This is a genomic window from Variovorax sp. FW305-3-2-15-B-LB1, from assembly GCF_058787635.1.
The window spans coordinates 1-20130 of sequence record NZ_JBYSZY010000085.1; the positions used below are offsets into that span (position 1 = coordinate 1).

General features: G+C 69.7%; 19 protein-coding genes. 11 read left to right on the forward strand and 8 right to left on the reverse strand.

Annotated elements, in window-relative coordinates:
• Positions 1 to 73 precede the first annotated feature (73 nt).
• Positions 74 to 628, reverse strand: a complete 555-nt coding sequence (locus AC3WQR_RS30070) for a DUF924 family protein (protein WP_095947233.1) — start codon at positions 626 to 628, stop codon at positions 74 to 76.
• Between the two features lie 105 nt (positions 629 to 733).
• Here AC3WQR_RS30070 and AC3WQR_RS30075 point away from each other — a divergent pair, with 105 nt between their 5' ends.
• The 3 genes from AC3WQR_RS30075 (at position 734) to AC3WQR_RS30085 (ending at position 3339) form a co-directional block, all read left to right on the forward strand.
• Positions 734 to 1183, forward strand: a complete 450-nt coding sequence (locus AC3WQR_RS30075; RefSeq protein ID WP_492745632.1) for a CHRD domain-containing protein — start codon at positions 734 to 736, stop codon at positions 1181 to 1183.
• A gap of 73 nt (positions 1184 to 1256) precedes the next feature.
• Entirely contained in the window at positions 1257 to 2483 is a 1227-nt protein-coding gene (locus AC3WQR_RS30080; RefSeq protein ID WP_492745634.1) for a patatin-like phospholipase family protein, read from the forward strand.
• A gap of 73 nt (positions 2484 to 2556) precedes the next feature.
• Positions 2557 to 3339, forward strand: coding sequence for a 3-hydroxybutyrate dehydrogenase (locus tag AC3WQR_RS30085; protein WP_070060982.1), 783 nt, complete (start codon positions 2557 to 2559; stop codon positions 3337 to 3339).
• 3 nt (positions 3340 to 3342) lie between these two features.
• On the opposite strand, the gene AC3WQR_RS30090 is transcribed toward AC3WQR_RS30085, so the two are convergent.
• Entirely contained in the window at positions 3343 to 4284 is a 942-nt protein-coding gene (locus tag AC3WQR_RS30090; protein WP_492745637.1) for a bifunctional helix-turn-helix transcriptional regulator/GNAT family N-acetyltransferase, read from the reverse strand.
• Between the two features lie 156 nt (positions 4285 to 4440).
• Here AC3WQR_RS30090 and AC3WQR_RS30095 point away from each other — a divergent pair, with 156 nt between their 5' ends.
• A complete protein-coding gene (locus AC3WQR_RS30095) occupies positions 4441 to 6828 on the forward strand; it encodes a YgiQ family radical SAM protein (RefSeq protein WP_159276554.1) in 2388 nt (795 codons plus the stop codon).
• A 19-nt stretch (positions 6829 to 6847) separates the two neighbouring features.
• Here the strand turns inward: AC3WQR_RS30095 and AC3WQR_RS30100 are convergent, their stop codons facing one another.
• A complete protein-coding gene (locus AC3WQR_RS30100) occupies positions 6848 to 7486 on the reverse strand; it encodes a DUF1294 domain-containing protein (RefSeq protein ID WP_492745640.1) in 639 nt (212 codons plus the stop codon).
• Positions 7487 to 7777: 291 nt separating this feature from the next.
• Here AC3WQR_RS30100 and AC3WQR_RS30105 point away from each other — a divergent pair, with 291 nt between their 5' ends.
• The 3 genes from AC3WQR_RS30105 to AC3WQR_RS30115 all read left to right on the forward strand — a co-directional run bounded on the left by AC3WQR_RS30105 (position 7778) and on the right by AC3WQR_RS30115 (position 11830).
• Positions 7778 to 8698, forward strand: a complete 921-nt coding sequence (locus AC3WQR_RS30105; protein WP_492745642.1) for a DMT family transporter — start codon at positions 7778 to 7780, stop codon at positions 8696 to 8698.
• Between the two features lie 7 nt (positions 8699 to 8705).
• Entirely contained in the window at positions 8706 to 9617 is a 912-nt protein-coding gene (locus AC3WQR_RS30110) for a hypothetical protein (RefSeq protein ID WP_492745644.1), read from the forward strand.
• 131 nt (positions 9618 to 9748) lie between these two features.
• Positions 9749 to 11830: an esterase-like activity of phytase family protein gene (locus AC3WQR_RS30115; RefSeq protein ID WP_492745646.1), complete on the forward strand. Its 2082-nt coding sequence runs from the start codon at positions 9749 to 9751 to the stop codon at positions 11828 to 11830.
• A gap of 6 nt (positions 11831 to 11836) precedes the next feature.
• On the opposite strand, the gene AC3WQR_RS30120 is transcribed toward AC3WQR_RS30115, so the two are convergent.
• A complete protein-coding gene (locus AC3WQR_RS30120) occupies positions 11837 to 12709 on the reverse strand; it encodes a CoA transferase (protein WP_159276563.1) in 873 nt (290 codons plus the stop codon).
• 165 nt (positions 12710 to 12874) lie between these two features.
• On the opposite strand from AC3WQR_RS30120, the gene AC3WQR_RS30125 reads away from it, so the two are divergent.
• Positions 12875 to 13777 carry an SDR family oxidoreductase gene (locus tag AC3WQR_RS30125; protein ID WP_095745627.1) on the forward strand — a complete coding sequence of 301 codons (903 nt, stop codon included), beginning with the start codon at positions 12875 to 12877 and terminating at the stop codon, positions 13775 to 13777.
• Positions 13778 to 13780: 3 nt separating this feature from the next.
• Here AC3WQR_RS30125 and AC3WQR_RS30130 read toward each other — a convergent pair whose 3' ends face one another.
• Positions 13781 to 14239 carry an Lrp/AsnC family transcriptional regulator gene (locus AC3WQR_RS30130; RefSeq protein ID WP_139704551.1) on the reverse strand — a complete coding sequence of 153 codons (459 nt, stop codon included), beginning with the start codon at positions 14237 to 14239 and terminating at the stop codon, positions 13781 to 13783.
• 125 nt (positions 14240 to 14364) lie between these two features.
• On the opposite strand from AC3WQR_RS30130, the gene AC3WQR_RS30135 reads away from it, so the two are divergent.
• On the forward strand, positions 14365 to 14976 hold the full coding sequence (locus tag AC3WQR_RS30135; protein WP_159276565.1) for a glutathione S-transferase: 612 nt from the start codon (positions 14365 to 14367) through the stop codon (positions 14974 to 14976).
• Between the two features lie 10 nt (positions 14977 to 14986).
• On the opposite strand, the gene AC3WQR_RS30140 is transcribed toward AC3WQR_RS30135, so the two are convergent.
• Together AC3WQR_RS30140 and AC3WQR_RS30145 are read right to left on the reverse strand one after the other, a co-directional pair.
• Positions 14987 to 15376 carry a DUF488 domain-containing protein gene (locus tag AC3WQR_RS30140; protein WP_095947243.1) on the reverse strand — a complete coding sequence of 130 codons (390 nt, stop codon included), beginning with the start codon at positions 15374 to 15376 and terminating at the stop codon, positions 14987 to 14989.
• Positions 15377 to 15418: 42 nt separating this feature from the next.
• The gene (locus AC3WQR_RS30145; RefSeq protein WP_492745649.1) at positions 15419 to 17296 is read right to left on the reverse strand and encodes a PhoX family protein; all 1878 of its coding nucleotides are present in this window, start codon (positions 17294 to 17296) and stop codon (positions 15419 to 15421) included.
• A gap of 104 nt (positions 17297 to 17400) precedes the next feature.
• Here AC3WQR_RS30145 and AC3WQR_RS30150 point away from each other — a divergent pair, with 104 nt between their 5' ends.
• Positions 17401 to 18228 (forward strand): crotonase/enoyl-CoA hydratase family protein, encoded by an 828-nt coding sequence (locus tag AC3WQR_RS30150; RefSeq protein WP_159276569.1) that lies wholly within the window; start codon positions 17401 to 17403, stop codon positions 18226 to 18228.
• A gap of 315 nt (positions 18229 to 18543) precedes the next feature.
• Positions 18544 to 18858 carry a hypothetical protein gene (locus AC3WQR_RS30155; RefSeq protein ID WP_070060970.1) on the forward strand — a complete coding sequence of 105 codons (315 nt, stop codon included), beginning with the start codon at positions 18544 to 18546 and terminating at the stop codon, positions 18856 to 18858.
• Between the two features lie 36 nt (positions 18859 to 18894).
• On the opposite strand, the gene AC3WQR_RS30160 is transcribed toward AC3WQR_RS30155, so the two are convergent.
• Positions 18895 to 20130, reverse strand: a 1236-nt coding sequence (locus AC3WQR_RS30160; protein WP_492745652.1) for an acyl-CoA dehydrogenase family protein, incomplete at its 5' end; no start/stop codon positions are given.

Below are 20130 nucleotides of genomic sequence, written 5' to 3' on the forward strand. Positions count from 1 at the left end.
TTGCTGCGCACGGGCGCCTTGCAGCCAGCCCCTTTGCCAGCCAACGCGACGCCAGAAATAGGGTGAACAGGCCCTAGCCTGCGAAGCCGCCTTCGTCGAGAAACTTCTGCTCTTCCGGCGTGGACGTGCGCCCGAGCATCCGGTTGCGGTGCGGAAAGCGCCCGAAGCGCGCCACGATGTCGCGGTGCAGCACGGCAAAGTGCTGCGTGCTGGCGTCCTGCGTGGCGTTGAGTTCGACCGAACGCTCCTGCTCGGCCAGCACCTCCGAGTGCATGAAGGGCAGGTAGAAAAAGCGCTGCATCAGCGCCTCGGCCTGCCGGTCGAAGCCGGCCTCGACGGCGCGGCGCGCCACGGCCAGCGCGAGGCCGTCGGTGGCGAGCATGTGCGGGTTCTGGCGCCAGGCGTTGCGCGGGAACTGGTCGAGCAGCACGAGCAGCGCCAGCGCGCCTTCGGCGGTGTCGGCCCAGTGGTCGAGCCGGCCACTGGCCGCGGCCTGGTGGGCGGCGGCCAACTGGTCGATGCATGCGGCATCGAAGGCATCGCTTTTCGCGAACCAGCGCTCGGGGCCGGCATCGCGCCAGAAGGCGACCACGTCGTGTGCAGAAGGAAGGGTGTCGTCGGAAATCATCGTTGCATTCTCTTGCACAGGCGTGCGAAGAAGGGGCGCTGGCCGACAAGGCCGCAGGCGGCGTCTGCCTATGCTGAATGCTTTCATCCACAGGAGACCCCGACCATGAACAACACTCGCACACTCTGGCGCAGCACCCTCGTCGCGGGCCTGGCCGCCGTCGCACTGGCCGGCTGCGGAATGATGTCGAAGTCGAACGTCGCGAGCTTCAGCGGCGCGATGAACGCGGCCAGCCAGGTGCCGCCCAACATGACGCGCGGCAGCGGCATGGCCGAGGCCTGGCTCAACCGCGACACCAACGTGCTCAAGTACAAGATCACCTACGAAGGCCTGAGCGGCCCGGCCACGGCGGCCCACTTCCACGGCCCCGCCGCCGCGGGTGCGAATGCTGGCGTGGTGCTGCCCTTCGCGAGTACGGCAAGCCCGATCGAGGGCCAGGCCACGCTCACGCCGGCGCAGGCGGCCGACCTCGTGGCCGGCAAGTGGTACGCCAACATCCACACGGCCGCCAACCCGGGCGGCGAGATCCGCGGGCAGATGCTGCCGAAGATGTGAGATTCGTCCGGGCCTAAGCCGCGAAAAGGCCCCTGGTCAGGTGGCTGTCGCGGGGCTGGTGTCCAATGACCGCATGACGACGACACCCAAGAAAAAGCCTCGCGCCGCCACCGCTGCTTCCTCTTCTTCGCACGCACCACCCCATCCCTTCATCGCCCGCCGCGAAGGCATGCGCGCCGCCCGCAAGGCGCTCGTGCTGCAGGGCGGCGGTGCGCTCGGCGCCTACCAGGCGGGCGTGTACGCCGCGCTCAGCGAGACCGACCTGCAGCCGCACTGGATCGCGGGCGTGTCGATCGGCGCCATCAACGCCGCGCTCATCGCCGGCAATGGGCCCGCGCAGCGGGTCGACCGGCTGCGCGAGTTCTGGCACCTGGTGTCTTCGGGGCCGGCGCAGCGCCTGCCGTCGTGGCTGGGCGACCGCGCCACGCAGAACCAGTGGAGCGCCACCATGGCGTCGCTGGTCGGTATCCCCGGTTTCTTCGAGCCGCGCTATTCGCCGGCCCTGCTGCTGGGCGGTGCCGCGCCGCTCCTGAGCTACTACGACACCTCGCCGCTGAAGGCCACGCTGGAGCGGCTCATCGACTTCGACCGCATCAACGCCTGCGAGGCGCGCTTCAGCGTCGGCGCCGTCAACGTGCGCACCGGCAACTCGGTGTACTTCGACAACACGCGCCAGCGCATCGGCCCCGAGCACATCATGGCCAGCGGCGCGCTGCCGCCGGGCTTTGCGCCGGTGCACATCGACGGCGACGACTACTGGGACGGCGGCATCGTCTCGAACACGCCGCTGCAGTACGTGCTCGACACGCACCCGCGTTCCGAGGCACTGGTGGTGCTGCAGGTCGACCTGTTCAACGCGCGCGGCGAGATGCCGCACACGCTGTCGGGCGTGATGGAGCGCCAGAAGGACATCACCTATTCGAGCCGCACGCGCCTGAACACCGACGCGCTGGCGGCCAACATGAACCTGCAGCAGGCCATTGCCGACCTGATCGCCAAGCTGCCGCCCGGCCTGCGCAACGACCCGAGCGTGGTCGAGGTGCAGGCGCAGCTCACGCACGAGCCGATCGACATCTTTCACCTGATCTACCGCGACAAGACGTACGAGCTCGAGTCGAAGGACTACGAGTTCTCGCGCGCCGCGGTCGAGGAGCACTGGGAATCGGGCGTGCGCGACATGGGCAAGACGCTCGCGCATCCCGAGACGCTGCGCGCCGACGCCACGGTGAACGGCGTGACCACCTTCGACCTCGGCGAGCCGGGCACCGGGCGCATCAAGCGGCCGGGGCTGTCGCGCTGAGGGACGTCAGCCGGGCGCGTGCCCGGTTCTTGCTCGTTTTTTTCCTATCCACCACTTCCAAGGACGCTTCACCATGCAACTCAAGGACAAGGTCGCCTACATCACCGGCTCGGCCAGCGGCATCGGCAAGGAAATCGCCATCCTGTTCGCGCAGGAGGGCGCCAAGATCATCATTGCCGACCTCAACAAGGAAGCGGCCGATGCCACCGCCGCCGAACTGAAGGCCACGGGCGCGCAGGCCATCGGCGTGGCGGTCGACGTGACGAACGAAGACCAGGTCAATGCCTCGGTGGAAGAGGGCGCGAAGGCCTTCGGCGGCATCGACATCCTCATCAGCAACGCCGGCATCCAGATCGTGCATCCAGTCGACGAGTTCAGCTTCGCCGACTGGAAGAAGATGCTCGCCATTCACCTGGACGGTGCGTTCCTCACCACCAAGGCCTGCCTGAAGCACATGTACGCGCAAGGCCGCGGCGGCAGCGTGATCTACATGGGCTCGGTGCACTCGAAGGAGGCGTCGCTGTTGAAGGCGCCGTACGTGACGGCCAAGCACGGGCTCATCGGTCTTGCGAAGACGGTCGCCAAGGAAGGCGCCAAGCACGGCGTGCGCGCCAACGTGATCTGCCCGGGCTTCGTGCGCACGCCGCTGGTCGAGAAGCAGATTCCCGAGCAGGCGAAGACGCTGGGCATCACCGAGGAGCAGGTCGTCAAGAACGTGATGCTCAAGGAAACGGTGGATGGCGAGTTCACCACCACCGACGACGTGGCGCGCGTGGCGCTGCTGTTCGCGGCGTTCCCGACCAATGCACTCACCGGCCAGTCGCTGGTGGTGAGCCACGGCTGGTACATGCAGTAAGCGCTACAGCTTCAGCTCCCACGTCTCGCCCACCTGCGGCTGCCCGTAGCCCTCGTGCGGCTCCGAGTGCGTGAGCTGGAAGCCGCGCTTGGCATAGATGCTGCGCGCGGCGGTGAGGCAGCTGTTGGTCCACAGCGTCATCTTCTTGTAGCCCTTGCGGCGCGCGAAGGCGATGCACTCGTCCACGAGGCGCCCGCCCAGGCCCAGCCCGCGCGCGGCCGGCGTGAGGATCAGCATGCGCAGCTGCGCCACGGTGGCCGACTTGCGCACCACGAAGATCGCGCCGACGCGCTCGCCGTTGAGCTCGGCGATCCAGCAGCGCTCCCATTCGGGCTGGAACTTGAGCAGGAACTCGCCCGCGATGCCCGCCACGAGCGCTTCGAAGCGGTGGTCCCAGCCGTATTCGCGCGCGTACAACTCGCCGTGCTGCTGCACCACCCAGCCGATGTCGCCCGGCGCCGGGTCGCGCAGCACGGCGGCCTGGGGCCGGGCCGGCGATGCGACCGGTTCGAGCAGCGCCTGCACCGTGTCCATGGCCTGCACCAGCTGGTTTTGTTGCGCCGGCGGCAGCGCGGCGAGCAGGGCGGCGGCTTCGTCGCGCGATTTCTGTTGCAGCGGCGCAAACGCGGCGTGGCCGGCTTCGGTCAGGCGCAGCACGCTCTGGCGGGCATCGCGCGGGTGCGGCTCGCGCGTGAGCCAGCCGTGGGTTTCGAAGCGGCGCAGGATGCGGCTGAGGTAGCCGGCGTCGAAACCCAGGTCGCGCCCGATCTCGCTGGCGACGGGGGTTTCGCGGTGCGCCAGCTCGTAGAGCACGCGCACGTCGGTCAGCGACAGGTCGCTGCCCAGATAGGGGTCGAGGGCGCCGATGCGGCGCGTGTAGAAGCGGTTGAACCGGCGGATGGCCTTGACGGCGGACGGGTCGACGGAGGGCGTTGGCGTGGACATGGTTGCCATTGTCATTCAAATTGATTGACTTGGGCAATCAAATAAGAGCCCTCTCATTCCGGGGCAAGGGATCTTCTGGGCGACAGAAATGCTGGAAAACCCTAAAATCGAGGGTTGCCCACACAGGCGGCGCCCCGGCGCTGTCCGCTCCCACCGATGAACGCCCCCGTCGACGTCTCCTTTTTTGCGCGTGCCGCCAAGCCGCTGACCAGCTACCGCAAGTACTGGGCGGCCCGTTTCGGCACGGCCAAGTTCCTGCCGACCTCGCGCAAGGAGATGGACGCGCTCGGCTGGGACAGCTGCGACATCATCGTGGTCACGGGCGACGCCTACGTCGACCACCCCAGCTTCGGCATGTCGGTCATCGGCCGCATGCTCGAGGCGCAGGGCTTTCGCGTGGGCATCATCGCGCAGCCCGACTGGCAAAGCGCCGAGCCCTTCAAGGTGCTGGGCAAGCCGAACCTGTTCTTCGGTGTCACGGCCGGCAACATGGATTCGATGATCAACCGCTACACGGCGGACCGGAAGATCCGCAGCGACGACGCCTACACCCCCGGCGACGTCGGCGGCTCGCGCCCCGACCGCGCGGCCATCGTGTATTCGCAGCGCTGCAAGGAAGCCTGGAACGACGTGCCGATCATCCTGGGCGGCATCGAAGGGTCGCTCCGCCGCATCGCGCACTACGACTACTGGTCGGACAAGGTGCGCCGCTCCATCGTCGTCGACGCCAAGTGCGACCTGCTGCTGTACGGCAACGCCGAGCGCGCCATCGTCGAGATCGCGCACCGCCTGGCCGCCAAGGAGCCGGTGCAGCAGATCACCGACGTGCGCGGCACGGCTTATGTGCGCCGCGAAACGCCCGAGGCCTGGTTCGAGATCAACTCCACCAGCGTCGACGAGCCGGGCCGCGTCGAGGCGCACGTCAACCCGTACCTGATGGTGTCCGACCAGGCCAAGGCCAACGGCGCCACCTGCGCGAAGGAAGACGAGGCCGAAGCTGTCGCCAAGGCCGCCGAAGCCGCGGGCTCCGCCGCCGGTTCGGTCGTCAACCCTGCCATCAAGCCGCTGAACTTCGTGCCCAACCCGGCACTGCAAGGTCGCGGCAAGATCGCCGTGCCGCCGCGCGATCGCTCGGTGATCCGCCTGCCGTCGTACGAGCAGGTGCGCAGCGACCCGGTGCTCTACGCCCACGCCAACCGCGTGCTGCACCTCGAGACCAACCCCGGCAACGCCCGCGCACTCGTGCAGGCGCACGGCGAGGGCGCCACCGCGCGCGACGTGTGGATCAACCCGCCGCCCATTCCGCTCACCACGGCCGAGATGGACCACGTGTTCGACCTGCCGTACGCGCGCAGCCCGCACCCGCGTTACGCCGACGAGAACGGCAGTCACGACGGCGCGACCAAGATCCCCGCGTGGGAAATGATCCGCTTCAGCGTGAACATCATGCGCGGCTGCTTCGGCGGCTGCACCTTCTGCTCGATCACCGAGCACGAGGGCCGCATCATCCAGAGCCGCTCGGAAGACTCGATCATCAAGGAGGTCGAGGCCATCCGCGATTCGGTCAGCGGCTTCACCGGCACCATCTCCGACCTGGGCGGCCCCACGGCCAACATGTACCGCCTGGGCTGCAAGAGCCCCGCGATCGAGGCGGCGTGCCGCAAGCCCAGCTGCGTGTACCCGGGCATCTGCCCGAACCTGGGCACCAACCACGACCCGCTCATCAAGATCTACCGCCGCGCGCGGGCGCTCAAGGGCATCAAGAAGATCCTCATCGGTTCCGGCCTGCGCTACGACCTGGCCGTGCAGTCGCCCGAGTACGTGAAGGAGCTGGTGCAGCACCACGTCGGCGGCTACCTGAAGATCGCGCCCGAGCACACCGAGCAGGGCCCGCTCACCAAGATGATGAAGCCCGGCATCGGCAGCTACGACAAGTTCAAGCAGATGTTCGAGAAGTACTCGGCCGAGGCGGGCAAGAAGCAGTACCTCATTCCGTACTTCATCGCCGCGCACCCGGGCACCAGCGACGAGGACATGATGAACCTCGCGATCTGGCTCAAGAAGAACGGTTTCCGCGCCGACCAGGTGCAAACGTTCTACCCGAGCCCGATGGCCACGGCGACGACGATGTACCACACCAACAAGAACCCGCTGCGCAAGATCACGCGCGAGAGCGAGACGGTGGACATCGTGCGCGGCGACAAGCGCCGCCGCCTGCACAAGGCCTTCCTGCGCTACCACGATGCCAACAACTGGCCGCTGCTGCGCGAGGCGCTCAAGAGCATGGGCCGCGCCGACCTCATCGGCAACGGCAAGCACCACCTCATCCCGACGTGGCAGCCGCTGACCGATGGCGGCTACACGAGCGCGCGCCGCAAGAACTCGACCTCCGCGCCGGTGGCCGCCAAGGCCGCGGCACCGGTCAGGCTGGCGCCGGTGAAGCCCTCCAAGGGCCGCATCCTCACGCAGCACACGGGCCTGCCGCCGCGCGACAACGGCAGCGGTGGCAAGCCGCTCAACAAGCCTTCACGCAAGGTGCGTTGAGGCCTGGTCGAAGGCGCGGTCAGCCGAAGGCCGCGTGCTTCGACAGCCAGAACACCCACGCCCCCAGCGCCGCGCAGTGCAGCGCGACCGTGACGTAGAACCTCCACAGGAAACTCGCCTTGCTCGACTTGTGCCGCAGCAGCTGCTGCGCGCACCATGCGCCCGGCCAGCCGCCCGCGAGCGCGAGCAGGTGCAGCGTGCTTTCCTGCGTGCGCCAGCGCCCGGCCTGCGCCGCGCGCTTGTCGAAGGCGTAGGCCGCGAAGGTGAGCAGGCTCAGCCCCGCGACGACCGCCAACACGAGCAGCGGCAGGCGACCGAGCCAGACGGCGGCGCTCAGGCCAGCCGCGTAGACCCCGATCAGCCACGCACCCCACGGCGTGCCGGCCGTGCTGCGACCCGAAGGCCGGCGAGGCTGCGGGCGTGATGCTGCGCGGGGTACGGCACCCGCCGAGGCCGCAGCCTCCACGGCCATCGCCCGCGGCCCCTTGCCGCCGACATGGATCTCTTCGAAGTGCACCGCCATGCCGACTTGCGGCTTCAGCTGGCGGTCGCGAAAGTCACGCAGGTGCACGAACACGTCGGCCGACACCTCCGGGCTGCGGATGAAACCGAAGCCGCGCTCGGCCTCCCAACGAACGAGTCGACCTTGGCGCTTCATGGATTGCGGTGAAAGAGGGCAGGGCACATGCGGGCGATTCTCTCTTGTGGCCACGGGACACCGCTCCTATCATCGACCGCTCATGCACCTGCATCACTCTCCCCCTTCCTCGACCTGCCGCTGACGTTCGCGCGCGCTTCGCGCCGCGCCCGTCAGGCCCGCAAGTGGTCGCTGCCGTCCGCCTTCTTCCGCTGAGCGAAGACAGGCCGGGCGGCGGCCGGATGGTCATGCCCGCCCCCGGCAATGCGTCGACGCGACGCCGAGGCAGCGGGCCTCACGGAGAGTTTCAACATGAATGCAAGAACAACGGCCGCCCTGGCCTGGGGCGGCGTGCTGCTGGCCGGCGTGCTCTGGGGCGGCGGCGCCCTGGTGGCGCAATTCCTGATCGACGGCGGCATCGCGCCGCACAGCCTGTCGCTGGCGCGGTTCGCGCTGGGCATGCCGCTGCTGTGGTGGCTGCACTGGCAGGCGACACGGCGCGCGCCGGTCGCCCATGCCGAGTGGCGCCATCTGACGCGCCGCGAGCAGGGCCACGTCGTCGGCACCGGCGCCGCGATGGCGCTGAACGTGAGCTGCTGGTTCGCCGGCATCGCGCACTTGGGCGCCGCGTTGCCGACGGTGATCTCGATCTGCTGCGCGCCGCTGATCGTGGCCTGCGTGTCGGTGCTGCGCGGCTACGAGCCCTTCGGCGCGCGCCTGCTCGGCGGCCTCGTGCTGGCGCTGGCGGGCGTGCTGCTGCTGGTGATGCCGGCCGCTGGCTGGGGCGCCTTGCCGACGGGCTACGGCGCAGGGTTGGCGTGGTCCTTCGGCTCGGCCGTCTGCTATGCGCTGGTGGTGCTGGGCAACGCGCGCATGCCGGCGCGGGTGCCGGCCGTGACCGCGTCCGCCTGGGGCATGAGCGCCGCGGCGCTGTGCATGCTCGGCGTCACCGTGGCGAACGGCATCACCTGGCCCGAGGGCACGGCGCAATGGACGGGCGCGGCCTACACCGGCGTGGCCACCACCTCGGTCGCCTACCTGGCCTTCGCCTGGGGCGCGCGTCGGCTCTCGCCGACGGCGGCGGTGGTCGGCACGCTGATCGAGCCGCTGGTGGCGGCCTGGCTGGCGGCGCTGTGGCTGGCCCAGCCGATGGCGCCGCGCCAATGGCTGGGCGCGGCGCTGCTGGCGGGGGCGATGCTGCTGCTGGTGCGGCGGAACCGGGGTATCGTGTAGCCCCATGATGAGCAGTTCGCCCCCCGTGCCGGTTTCGTGGAAGCGCATCCTGGCGGTGGCCGCCTGCTACGGCGTGTCGCTGCTGGCGCAGGCGGCGGCCCCCGAGGCCTCCGCGCCCGCGGGTGCCCAGGCCCTGCGTGCCGAGCACCAGAAGCTCAGCGACAAGCTCGACCAGAGCCGCTTCGGGCGTCCCGTGCAACTCGACTCCACCGAGACGCCCGGCGGCCTCGAGGGCGACATCTATGCCGTGGTCGAGCATCCGCTGTCGAAGGTCAGCGCAGCGCTCAAGGGCTCGGACCACTGGTGCGAACTGCTCACGCTGCACATCAACAACCGGCGCTGCCGCATCAGCACCTCGCCGCAGGGCAAGGAGACGCTCACGCTGTTCGTGGTGCGCCGCTACGACAAGCCGGTCGACCAGGCCTTCGAGCTGCCTTTTGCCTATCGCGTGGCCAGCGCCACGCCCGAGCACCTGCAGGTCGAGATGTCGGCCGACACCGGCCCGTTCGGCACCAGCAACTACCGCGTGCGGCTCGAAGCGGTGGCGCTCGACGAGCGCAAGACCTTCCTGCACTTCAGCTACGGCTACAACCACAACACGATGGTGCGGCTGGCCACGCAGGCCTACCTCGCCACCTTCGGCAGTTCCAAGGTGGGCTTCACCGTGGTGGGCAAGGGCGCCGACGGCCAGCCCGAGTACATCCGCGGCCTGCGCGGGCTGGTGGAGCGCAATGCGATGCGCTACTTCCTCACGCTCGACGCCTACCTGGCCACCGGCGCCAACGACCCGGCCGAGCGCCGGCAGCGTTACTGGTTCGCGGCGGCCGAGCGCTACCCGCGCCAGTTGCACGAGGTCGACCTCGACACCTACCTCGCGGTCAAGCGCGAAGACCGCCAGCGCGACGGCAGCGGCCGCTGACCACCGCAACCTTTCGGTTGCAGTTTCACGGGCTTGTCATCTGCCTCGGCATTAATCGCCGGGGCTTGCGCCTTTGCGCGGGCGTATCACAAGGACAACAAGCAATGCGCAAGACAACAAGAGGATCGAGGATGGGATGGCTGGCGCTCGTGGGCGCTGGCGCGGTGCTGACCGCCTGCGGCGGCGGCAACGGCGGCGGGGGCGGCTGGTCGTTCCCCGTGGGCGGCGGCACCACCAATCCGCCCGCTGCACAGTCGAAAACCGGCACCTTCCTGGATGCCGCAGTCGAAGGCCTCGACTATGTGGCCGGCAGCGCCGCCAAGGCCGCCACCAACGCCAAGGGGGAATTCACCTGCAAGGACGGCGAGACCGTCACCTTCAGCGCCGGCGCGCTGGCCCTGGGCAGCGCCGCATGCGGCGAAGCGATCACGCCGCTCACCCTGGCCGGCGGCAGCGACGTGAAGGCCGATGCCGTGGTCAACCGCCTGCTCGCGCTGCAAAGCTTCGACGAGGACCGCGACCCCGCCAACGGCATCCGCCTGACGCCCGCGCTCAAGGCCGCCCTGACGGCCGGCGCGCTCGATTTCAACGCCTCGCCCGACGCCTTCCACACCGCGCTCAACGCGGTGTTGGCCGCGTTGCCCGCTCCCTACAATGCCCGCATGGTCGACTCGAACCGCCGCATGCTGGCCCGCGAACACTTCGAGGACACGCTGGCCTCGCGCCTGGCCGCACCGGTCACCGAGGCGTCGACGCAGACGAACCAGCTCGGCGCCATCGGCATCGCCGTCACGCGTTACCAGCTGCAGGCCGACACCCGCTTCCACGTGCCCTACGAGGGCGACAGCACGGACATCAAGGCCGACTTCCCCCAGGGCTTCCTGCCGGCCTACGGCTCGGGCCTGGCGTTCAAGGGCAAGGCCGACGACGGCGCGCTCGAGTTCTACGCCATCACCGACCGCGGCCCCAACGGCGACGGCCCGACCGCCCCCGTGCCCGGCGGCGGCGATGGTGTCACCAGCATCAGCAAGGTGTTCCCGGCGCCGTCGTTCGCACCGAGCTTCGGCATCGTGCGCGTGGGCAAGACCGGCGCCGTGCTCAGCACCAGCGTGCCGCTCAAGCGCGACGCCAACACCAAGATCACCGGCCTGCCGCCGCGCTCGGGCGTGGGCTCGACCGGCGAGACCCCGCTGACCGACCAGTACAAGTTCGACGAGGCCAAGGCCGGCTACGACGCCAACGGCCTCGACCCCGAGACGCTGGTGCTCGACAAGGCGCGCAACGTGCTGTGGACCAGCGACGAGTACGGCCCCTTCATCGCGCGCCTGAACATCGCCAGCGGTGTGGTCGAGAAGAAGTACGCGCCCGGCCCCGGCGCCACCGACCTGCCGGCGGTGCTGGCGCAGCGCCGCCCCAACCGCGGCATGGAAGGCCTGACGCTCGATGTGGCCAGCGGCGTGCTGCACGGCTTCCTGCAGAGCCCGATCGATCCGCGCGACGCCAACGGCAAGTCGATCAAGGCCAAGCCGCCGGGCGGCAGCAACACCGACGTGCGCCACATCGCCAAGTTCACGCGCTGGCTCGCGTTCGATCCGGCCACCGAGACCTCCAAGCTCTACGCCTACCCGATCGACGGCAGCCAGTACGACAAGGACCGCACCGGCAACGCCAAGCTCGGCGACATGGTGAGCCTGGGCAACGGCCGCTTCATCGTGATCGAGCAGGGCGCGCGCAAGGGCGACGGCAAGGTGTTCAACAAGCTGATGCTGGTGGAGCTGCCGGCCAACGCGACGAACATCGCAGCCCCGGAGTTCAACCACAACCTCGAGATCAGCAGCATCACGCAGGCCCCGTCGAATGGCGTCGACTATTCGACCGTGGTGACGATGCGCAAGACCGAGCTGCTCGACCTGAACTTGCTGGGCTGGCTGGCCGAGAAGGCCGAGGGCCTGACGGTCGTCGATGACCAGACGCTGGCGCTGGTGAACGACAACGACTTCGGCCTGGGCACCGTGCTGCTCGGCGCCGATGGCACCCGCCTGGCTGGCAGCGTGGAAGAGTGCAAGGTCGATGTCGACGGCAAGCTCCGCGATTGCCCGGCGGGCGCGACCGAAGCACGCATCACGCGCGGCTCCGACCTGGAGCGGCCGACGCGCATCTGGCTCATCAAGCTCGACCGCAAGCTGAGCGACCTGCGCCTGCCGGCGTCCTGAGCGCCGTCAGTCGGCCAGCGTGAGCAGCGGCACGTCGCGCTCACGGCCCATGGCCTCCAGCTCGGCGCGCGTGCGCGTCGCGAGCCAGGCGGCGAGTGCCGTGTGCGTGGCCGGCGCCATCATGTCCGGCGGCGCCACGCCGGCCACGTCGCACAGGCGCGCGGCGAAGTGCGGTTCCAGCGCCGCCACGGCCACGCGGCCGTCGGCGCAGGGGTAGACCCGGTAGCCGGCGTGTGCGCCGCCCACCGCGCCGTCGGGCTTTGTCAGGCCCCAGGTGCGGGGCAGGGCGAGCCAGTCGGCCGAGGCGTTCAGCGCCACCTCGAGGTACACGCCGCCGCGCTGGCGGCTCTGTTGCAGCACGGCCTTCAGCACCGCTTCGCTCGCCAGCAGCGCACCGCCCATGTCGGCGTACAGCGTGGGCGGCAGCGCGGTGCCGGTGACGAGGCCGCTCTCGGCGAGGTAGGTCAGGTCGTGGCCCGGCTCCTCGGCGCGTTCGCCCGGTGCGCCGACGATGGCGACCTGGGACAGCGCGGGGTGCCGCGCCTGCAGCGAGGCCCAGTCGAGCTTCAGCTTCTGCAGCGCCGACGGGCGGAACGAGGTCAGCAGCACGTCGGTGCGGGCCAGCTCGGCATGCAGCTGCGCCTGGCCGGCCTCGGTCTTCAGGTCGACCGTGCGGACCTCCACGCCCTCGTGCAGCGCCGTGTACGCGGGCCGGTTGTACAGCCCCATCGGATCGCCGCCGGGCGGCTCCAGCTTGAGGCAGGCCGCGCCCATCGTGCGGCAGCGAAGCAGCGCGGCGGGGCCCGGCAGGTTGAGCGCCAGGCTCAGCACGCGCACGCCGTCGAGCGGCAGGAAGGAAGCATCGGAGGAACGGGGCATGGGTCGTGTGTCCGGAAGGTCCAGGGGGTGAAAGGGAAGGGGGCGCGGCCATTTTCACCCGCCGGCAGAGCCAGATTCCGCAAGCCATGGCGGCCTGTCGGTCGTAGCATGCGGCCGATGGCAGCACGCGCTCCTGCCGCTGCCGCAACGCCAAGGAGACCCCTCATGTTCGAAGCATCCCTGATGCGCGGCCAGCGCATCCTCGTCACCGGCGGCGGCACCGGCCTCGGCCGTGCCATGGCCGAGCGATTCCTGAGCCTGGGCGCTGACGTCGCCATCTGCGGCCGGCGCCAGGCGGTCTGTGAAGAAACCGCCGCCGCCTGGCGCCAGCAGTTTCCCGATCGGCGCATCGATGCCTTCGGCGTCGACATCCGCATCGCGCAGCAGGTCGACGACATGGTCGAGAGCCTGTTCCAGAGCGGCGGGCTCACCGGCCTCGTCAACAACGCGGCGGGCAACTTCGTCTCGCCGACCGAGAGCCTCTCGCCGCGCGCCTTCGACGCCGTGGCCAACATCGTGTTCCACGGCAGCTTCTACGTGACGCAGGCGGTGGGCAAGCGCTGGGTGGCGCAGGCCAAGTCGGGCGCGTGGAAGCCGGGCGACGCCTTCCGCAGCGTGATGAGCATCATCGTCACCTGGGTCGACAACGGTAGCCCCTACGTCGTGCCCTCGGCCATGAGCAAGGCGGGCATCGAGGTCATGACCAAGTCGCTCGCGGTGGAGTGGGCGCGCCACGGCATCCGCCTGAACGCGGTGGGCCCGGGCGAGATCCCGACCGAGGGCATGAGCAAGCGCCTGAACCCCGGCGAGGAACCCGGTGCGCGCAGCATCAAGACCAACCCGATGGCGCGCGTGGGCCGCATGAGCGAGCTGCAGAACCTCGCGTCCTTCCTGATGGCGCCGGGCCAGTGCGACTGGCTCACGGGCCAGAGCATCATGATGGACGGCGGCAATGCGTTGGCCACCGGCGGCAACTTCTACGAGCTGCGCGAGTGGAGCGACGCCGACTGGCTGGCCGCGCGCGAACGCATCGAGGCGCAGAACCAGAAGGACAAGGCGCAGCGCTGACGCTTACTTGCGCGGCGGCTTCGCGGCGCCCACGGTGACCTGCTTGCGCACGGGGCTCGACAGCACCAGCGAGGTGGTCACCGAACCGTCGACCGCCAGCGCGTCCACCACGCGCTCCAGGTCGGTCGGCTCGGCGATGGCGCAGCGCACGAAGAAGCAGTCGGCGCCGGTCACGCGGTCCACCGCGAGCACCTCGGGCATGGCCTCGAAGAGCGCGAGGTAGCGCGCAATGGCCGCGTGCGTGGTGTCGATGCGGATGATGGCCTCCAGCCCCACGCCCAGCGCGCGCAGGTTCACGCGCGCGCCATAGCCTTCGATCACGCCCGCATGCTCCAGCTTGCGCACGCGCTCGCTCATGGCCGGCTGCGACAGGCCGATGCGCTTGCCGATCGCGGCCAGGCTCTGGCGCGCGTCCGTCTGCAGGGCTTCGAGGATGAGGCGGTCTTTCTTGTCGAGGGTCATGGCGTGCGGCGAAAGAAGAGGGGACCGATGATCGATCGGTAGGCGGCGCCGATTTTCGATGGGTTGCCCTTCTGCGCGTGCGACGCAGCCGCTATGGTGGTGGTCATCTTTCTTCAGGAGACCCCATGCAACTCGTCGGCATGCTCGACTCGCCCTTCGTTCGCCGCGCCGCGATCTCGCTGCGCCTGCTCGGCCTCGGTTTCGAGCACCGCTCGATCTCGGTCTTCAGCACCTTCGAGCAGTTCCGCGCGATCAACCCGGTGGTGAAGGCCCCGACGCTGGTGTGCGACGACGGCACGGTGCTGATGGATTCGACGCTCATCATCGACCACGCGCAAGCGGTCGCCGGCCGCAGCCTGTGGCCTGCCGACCCGGCCGCCCGGCTGCGCGACCTGCGCCTCACGGGGCTCGCGCTCGCAGCCTGCGAGAAGACGGTGCAGATCGTCTACGAGCGCAACCTGCGGCCCAGCGAGAAGCAGCACCAGCCGTGGGTCGATCGCGTGCAGGGCCAGCTGAATACGGCCTATGCCGAGGTGGAGCGCGAACTGGCGGCTGCGCCGCTGGCGGCACCCGCAGAAAACACGATCACGCAGGGCGGTATTTCGGCGGCGGTGGCCTGGACCTTCACGCAGTTCATCCTGCCCGACGCGGTGCGCCCGGCGGACTTTCCATTGCTCGCCGCGTACACGGCGCAGGCCGAGCAGTTGCCGGTGTTCGTCGGCGCGCCGCTGGTCTGAGCGACCGCGCTCAGGCCGCGATGTCCGCCCCGCGCTCGGCCAGCAGGCCGCGAAGCAGCGAGCGGTGGCAGCGTGACTCGTCCTCGCAATAGCAGCCGACCGCCAGCGCTGCGGTGTGCGAGAGCGCCGCGAGCAGGTCGAGGCTGCGGCTCGCGTCGGCCTCGGCCATCTCGGCCTTGTACTTGCGCATGAAGGCGTTCCATTGCGCGGGGGTCTCGGCTTCCTGCCCCAGCTTCATCGTCTCGGCCGACGGCGCGAGGTTGGGGTACCACACGTCGTACCAGTTCTGCGAGGCGAACTCGGTCTTCGGCACGCCGCGCGGCGGGCGGCGCACGGTGCCGATGCGCAGGCCCTCGCCGGGTGCGCGCGGGGTGCCGAGGCGGACGATGCGGATGCTCATGACGGGGATCTCCTGGGGCTGTTGTTGTGATGTGTTCGACTGTCAGGTGCCGACGATACCGCCGTCGCGCCGGCGGATCGCCAGCGTGGCCGAGCGCGGGCGGGCGCTGCCGGGCTGCGCGCCGTCGGGCCAGGCGCTGTTGTGCTTCGCGTCGCCGTCGTCGCGCGACTCGCCCGGGTGCTGAATGTTGACGAACAGCGTGCGCCGGTCGGGCGTGACCACGCAGCCCGTGATCTCGCAGCCGTTGGGCCCCGTGAGGAAGCGCTGGATGCGGCCCGTGGCCGGGTCGGCGCACAGCATCTGGTTGTTGCCGAGCGCGGCATAGGGCGGCTTGCCCATGGACTGCCCACTCATGTCGGTCTGGATCCACAGCAGCCCGCCGCTGTCGAAGTGCAGGCCGTCTGGGCAGCCGAATGCGTCGGCGCTGTCGCTGGGGTAGCGCGTGCCGGCGCCGGGCTGCGTGGGGTCGCCTGCGAGCGCGTAGTGGTCCCAGGCGAAGGCGGTGCTGGCCGCGTCGCCGCCGTCCTCGCGCCAGCGCAGGATGCCGCCGAAGAAGTTGGGCGCGCGCGGGTTGGCGGCGTCGGCGCCGGGCTTGCCGAGGTCGCCGCGCTGCGAGTTGTTGGTGAGCGTGACGTACACCTCGCCGCTGTGCGGATGCAAGGCGATCCATTCGGGGCGGTCCATCTTCGTGCCGCCGACGATGTCGCCCGCCAGCCGCGCGTGGATCAGCACTTCGGCTTGGTTGGCGAAGCCGCTGGCGGCGTCGATGCCGTGGCGCCCGTGCACGAGTTCAAGCCAGCGCCCGCGCCCATCGGCGTCGAAGCGCGCGACATGCAGCGTGCCCTCGTCGAGCAGGTGCCGGTTGGCGGCGCGCGCGGCGGCATCGGTGCCAGGGCGCACGGGGTCGCGGCTCACGAACTTGTAGATGTATTCGAAGCGCGCGTCGTCGCCCATGTAGACCACCACGCGGCCGTCCCTGGCCACGGTGCAGGTCGCGCTTTCCTGGCGCTTGCGGCCGAGCGCGGTGCGCTTGACGGGCACCGATTCGGGGTCGAAGGGATCGATCTCGACCACCCAGCCGAAGCGGTGCGGCTCGTTCGGGTGGCGGCTCAGGTCGAAGCGCTCGTCGAAGCGCCAGTACTCGACCCATTGCGCGCCCGGCACCGTGCCATAGCGGCGCTGCGCGGGTGTCGCGTTCTTGGCTGCCTCCTTCGGGCCGCCGAAGTAGCCATGAAAGTTCTCCTCGCAGGTCAGGTAGGTGCCCCAGGGCGTGACGCCCATCGCGCAGTTGGCGAAGGTGCCGAAGACGCCGGTGCCCGTCGGGTCGGCGGCGGTGCGCATCAGCGGCGTGCCCGCGGCGGGGCCGGCGATGCGCATCGGCGTGCGGCCGTGCACGCGGCGCGCGTAGGGCGAGGGCAGCACCTGGCGCCAGCCTTCTTGTGTGCGGCGGACCTCGATGACCGACACGCCCATCGCATGCAGCGATTTGCGGACCTTGTCGGCGTTCCAGGCCTTCACGCCGTCGGTGTGCAGCAGCTGCTCGTCGGTGTACTCGTGGTTCATCACGAGCAGGCCGCGTTCGCCGCGCGCATCGAGCGCGAAGAAGTGCATGCCGTCGTGGTGCATGCCGGCCTGCAGGGCCTGCTCGTCGGCGCTGTTGCCGGCGTCGGGCGCGAAGGCCGGCATGCGGCCCGCAACGCCCGTGGGCGCGCCCCAGGGGTAGAGCATCTGCCACTCGTACTCGGGCGGCACCACCACCGCATCGCGTTGCGAAATGGGCACGCTGGTGAAGAAGCCCGACGGGGTCGTCGCGCCCGTGGAAGGCGGCAGCTGCGAGCGCGCGCAGCCCTGGCCGAACAGCGCGACGACGGCGGCGGTGGCGCCCGATTGCAGGAGAAAGTGACGGCGGTCCAGGGGCATGGCGAGGCGGCGGAGGTGTTGGGTCGGCGACAGTGCGCATCATCGCCCAGCGGCCCAGTCGCGCGATACTGAGCCGATACCCCGACACCGACAGGAGACGTGCAATGAGCGACCGTATCGAATGGACCCGCCACGCCGACGGCGTGGTGGAACTGCAGCTGGCGCGCGCCGACAAGATGAACGCGCTCGACCCCGCGATGTTCGACGCGCTGGTCCAGGCGGGCGAGGCGCTGCGGGGCGACAAGAGCGTGCGCGCCGTGGTCATCGCGGGTCGCGGCAAGGCCTTCTGCGCGGGGCTCGACATGGCGTCGTTCGAACGCATGGGGCAGGGCGCCGCCAGCGACGTGCTGGGCGCCTCGGCCGGCGGCACCGACCTGGTCGCGCGCACGCACGGCCTCTCGAACGCCGCGCAGCAGGTGGCGATGGTGTGGCGCGAAGTGCCGGTGCCGGTCATCGCGGCCGTGCACGGCGTGGCCTTCGGCGGTGGGCTTCAGGTGGCGCTGGGCGCCGACATCCGGCTCGTGGCCGCCGACACCAAGCTGTCGGTGATGGAGATCAAGTGGGGCCTCGTGCCCGACATGGCCGGCATGGTGCTGATGCGCGAACTGGCGCGCACCGACGTCGTGCGCGAACTCACCTTCACCGGCCGCATCTTCTCGGGCGAAGAGGCCGTGCGCCTGGGCCTGGCCACGCGCGTGGCCGCCGACCCGCTGGCCGAGGCGCTGCAGATGGCGCACGAGATCGCCGCCAAGAGCCCCGACGCCATTCGCGCCGGCAAGCGGCTGCTGAACGCGTCGCTCGCGCACAGCGCCGCCGAGCTGCTGATCGCCGAGTCGGTCGAGCAGCAGGCGCTGATCGGCAGCCCCAACCAGCTCGAGGCCGTGAAGGCCAACATCGAGCGGCGGGCGCCGCAGTTCAGCGCGCCGGCCTGAGTTTCTTCTTCTCGTTTTTTCTTGCGTTCCTCGCGGTGCGGACACCGCGAGGCGCAGCTGTTTGCGCGCCTGTTTCGGTGGGCCGAAGGGGCGGTCGCAACATTTCGTATGCCAAAAATCGTACACAAAGCGCGCCATCCGTGTCTTTGTGTAAGAATTAAGTAGTTGTTTTCCCGAGTAATTCGGCGGAATTGACCGCACTTTGTGTGCAGAAGGTCACGTCTTGCCGTATGCCCTCGGTCGGGAAAATGACTATCGGAGTCACACTCGAAAACAATTAATCAACTTTTGCTTTGGCTAGCGACGGCGTTCCGCATGTCGACGAATACGTTTTTTTGCAATCTCAGCGTGCCCATCCTCGTGGGCGAGGACCGCTACAAGTACGTCCCGATCGTGGGGGTGTTTCGCAGCATCCCCATCGAGCAGGTCGACGAGTGGGTGATGCACCCCGACGGCCGTCCGCGCAGCGATCGCGAACTCGCCGCCGAAGTGCTGGTCGAAATCCGCAAGCCGCTCGGCACCAGCGGCCACACGGCGCCGAACGCCTTCGACGTCGCCGACATCCTGCAGCTCGATCGCGCGGCTGCCATCGTGGTGTCGACCTTTCTCGCAGCGCTGCCGCGGGTCTGAACACCGCCTCGCGGCGTCTTCCTTTTTCTTCCCGTCTCAGCTCGCGATGGCGCCGACCGCCCAGTAGAAGGTCGGCCGCGCACCGTTGAGCAGGTGGTCGCCCACCACGCGTCCCTTGTAGATCGTCGGGTTGTGCGACGCCAGCGTGCGCGCATTGCGCCAGTGCCGGTCGAGCCGCCGGTCTTCCTGCAGCGCCGAGGCGCCGCCGATGTCGAACAGCCGCGTGCCCGCCTGCAGCACCGCGTCGACGATGCCGGCCTGCGCCTTGGCGGTGTTCAGCTCCACCTCGAACAGCAGCTGCTCGGGCACGGCCTCGCCGCGCTGCAGGTGGCGGTCGACCTCGCCCAGGCCGCGCGCCACCGCCTGCACGGTCGACGCGGCCACGAAGGCCGTGCTCGCGAGCTGGCCGATCACCTGCTGCACCAACGGGTCTTCGCGCGGCGTGGCGCCGCTGCCGTGGCTGTAGACGCGCTTGCGCGGCTGCACGAAGGCCACGGCATCGCGCACGATGGCGCGTGCGATGCCCGCCAGCGTTGCCAGGTGCGTGAGCTGGAAATGCGCGGTGAGCGGCGTGGGCTGGTCGCGCACGTACAGCAGCACGTGCTCGGGCTTCACGCGCACCTGGCGAAAGCGCGTCGTGCCCGAGGCACTCAGGCGCTGGCCGAAGCCGCGCCAGTCGTCGACACGCTCGACGCCCGCCGCTTCCGCCGGCACGAGCGCGATCACGCGGTCGCTGCTGCCGTCGTCGTTCAGGCGCTGGGCCGCGACCGAGATCCAGTCGGCGTAGAGCGTGCCGGTGCTGTAGAACTTGTCGCCGTCCAGGCGCCACGTGTCGGCGCTCTGCGCGTCGCGCGTGAGCGTGGTCTGCAGCGCGCCGAGCGCGCCTTCGCCGAGCTCGGTGGTGGCGTTGCCGAAGATCACGCCGTCGGCCGCCAGGCGCATCCAGGGGCCGTGCAGCGCAGGATCGATCTCGGCGAACAGGCGTTCGATGAAGCCGAAGTGCGCGCGAAGGATCTGTGGCAGGTTGGAGTCGGCTTCGCCGAGTTCGATCAGCAGGTCGTACAGCTGCTCGACCGATGCGCCCAGCCCGCCGTGCGCGAGCGGCACGCGCAGTGCGCCGAAGCGGGCGGCCTTGAGCCAGGCCACCGGCGCGTAGGCCAGTTCGCGGTCGTTCTCGCGCTGCGCCGCGTGCTCGGCGATGCGCGCGAAGACGGGGCGGAAGCGCTCGGCGAGTTGCTGGGAAGAGGGGGCGAGCGTGGAAGGGCGGGCGGG

Coding starts and splice junctions, on each gene's coding strand:
- AC3WQR_RS30070 (WP_095947233.1), bottom strand. CDS start 628: ATGATTTCCGACGACACCCTTCCTTCTGCACACGACGTGGTCGCCTTC.
- AC3WQR_RS30075 (WP_492745632.1), top strand. CDS start 734: ATGAACAACACTCGCACACTCTGGCGCAGCACCCTCGTCGCGGGCCTG.
- AC3WQR_RS30080 (WP_492745634.1), top strand. CDS start 1,257: ATGACGACGACACCCAAGAAAAAGCCTCGCGCCGCCACCGCTGCTTCC.
- AC3WQR_RS30085 (WP_070060982.1), top strand. CDS start 2,557: ATGCAACTCAAGGACAAGGTCGCCTACATCACCGGCTCGGCCAGCGGC.
- AC3WQR_RS30090 (WP_492745637.1), bottom strand. CDS start 4,284: ATGTCCACGCCAACGCCCTCCGTCGACCCGTCCGCCGTCAAGGCCATC.
- AC3WQR_RS30095 (WP_159276554.1), top strand. CDS start 4,441: ATGAACGCCCCCGTCGACGTCTCCTTTTTTGCGCGTGCCGCCAAGCCG.
- AC3WQR_RS30100 (WP_492745640.1), bottom strand. CDS start 7,486: ATGAAGCGCCAAGGTCGACTCGTTCGTTGGGAGGCCGAGCGCGGCTTC.
- AC3WQR_RS30105 (WP_492745642.1), top strand. CDS start 7,778: ATGAATGCAAGAACAACGGCCGCCCTGGCCTGGGGCGGCGTGCTGCTG.
- AC3WQR_RS30110 (WP_492745644.1), top strand. CDS start 8,706: ATGAGCAGTTCGCCCCCCGTGCCGGTTTCGTGGAAGCGCATCCTGGCG.
- AC3WQR_RS30115 (WP_492745646.1), top strand. CDS start 9,749: ATGGGATGGCTGGCGCTCGTGGGCGCTGGCGCGGTGCTGACCGCCTGC.
- AC3WQR_RS30120 (WP_159276563.1), bottom strand. CDS start 12,709: ATGCCCCGTTCCTCCGATGCTTCCTTCCTGCCGCTCGACGGCGTGCGC.
- AC3WQR_RS30125 (WP_095745627.1), top strand. CDS start 12,875: ATGTTCGAAGCATCCCTGATGCGCGGCCAGCGCATCCTCGTCACCGGC.
- AC3WQR_RS30130 (WP_139704551.1), bottom strand. CDS start 14,239: ATGACCCTCGACAAGAAAGACCGCCTCATCCTCGAAGCCCTGCAGACG.
- AC3WQR_RS30135 (WP_159276565.1), top strand. CDS start 14,365: ATGCAACTCGTCGGCATGCTCGACTCGCCCTTCGTTCGCCGCGCCGCG.
- AC3WQR_RS30140 (WP_095947243.1), bottom strand. CDS start 15,376: ATGAGCATCCGCATCGTCCGCCTCGGCACCCCGCGCGCACCCGGCGAG.
- AC3WQR_RS30145 (WP_492745649.1), bottom strand. CDS start 17,296: ATGCCCCTGGACCGCCGTCACTTTCTCCTGCAATCGGGCGCCACCGCC.
- AC3WQR_RS30150 (WP_159276569.1), top strand. CDS start 17,401: ATGAGCGACCGTATCGAATGGACCCGCCACGCCGACGGCGTGGTGGAA.
- AC3WQR_RS30155 (WP_070060970.1), top strand. CDS start 18,544: ATGTCGACGAATACGTTTTTTTGCAATCTCAGCGTGCCCATCCTCGTG.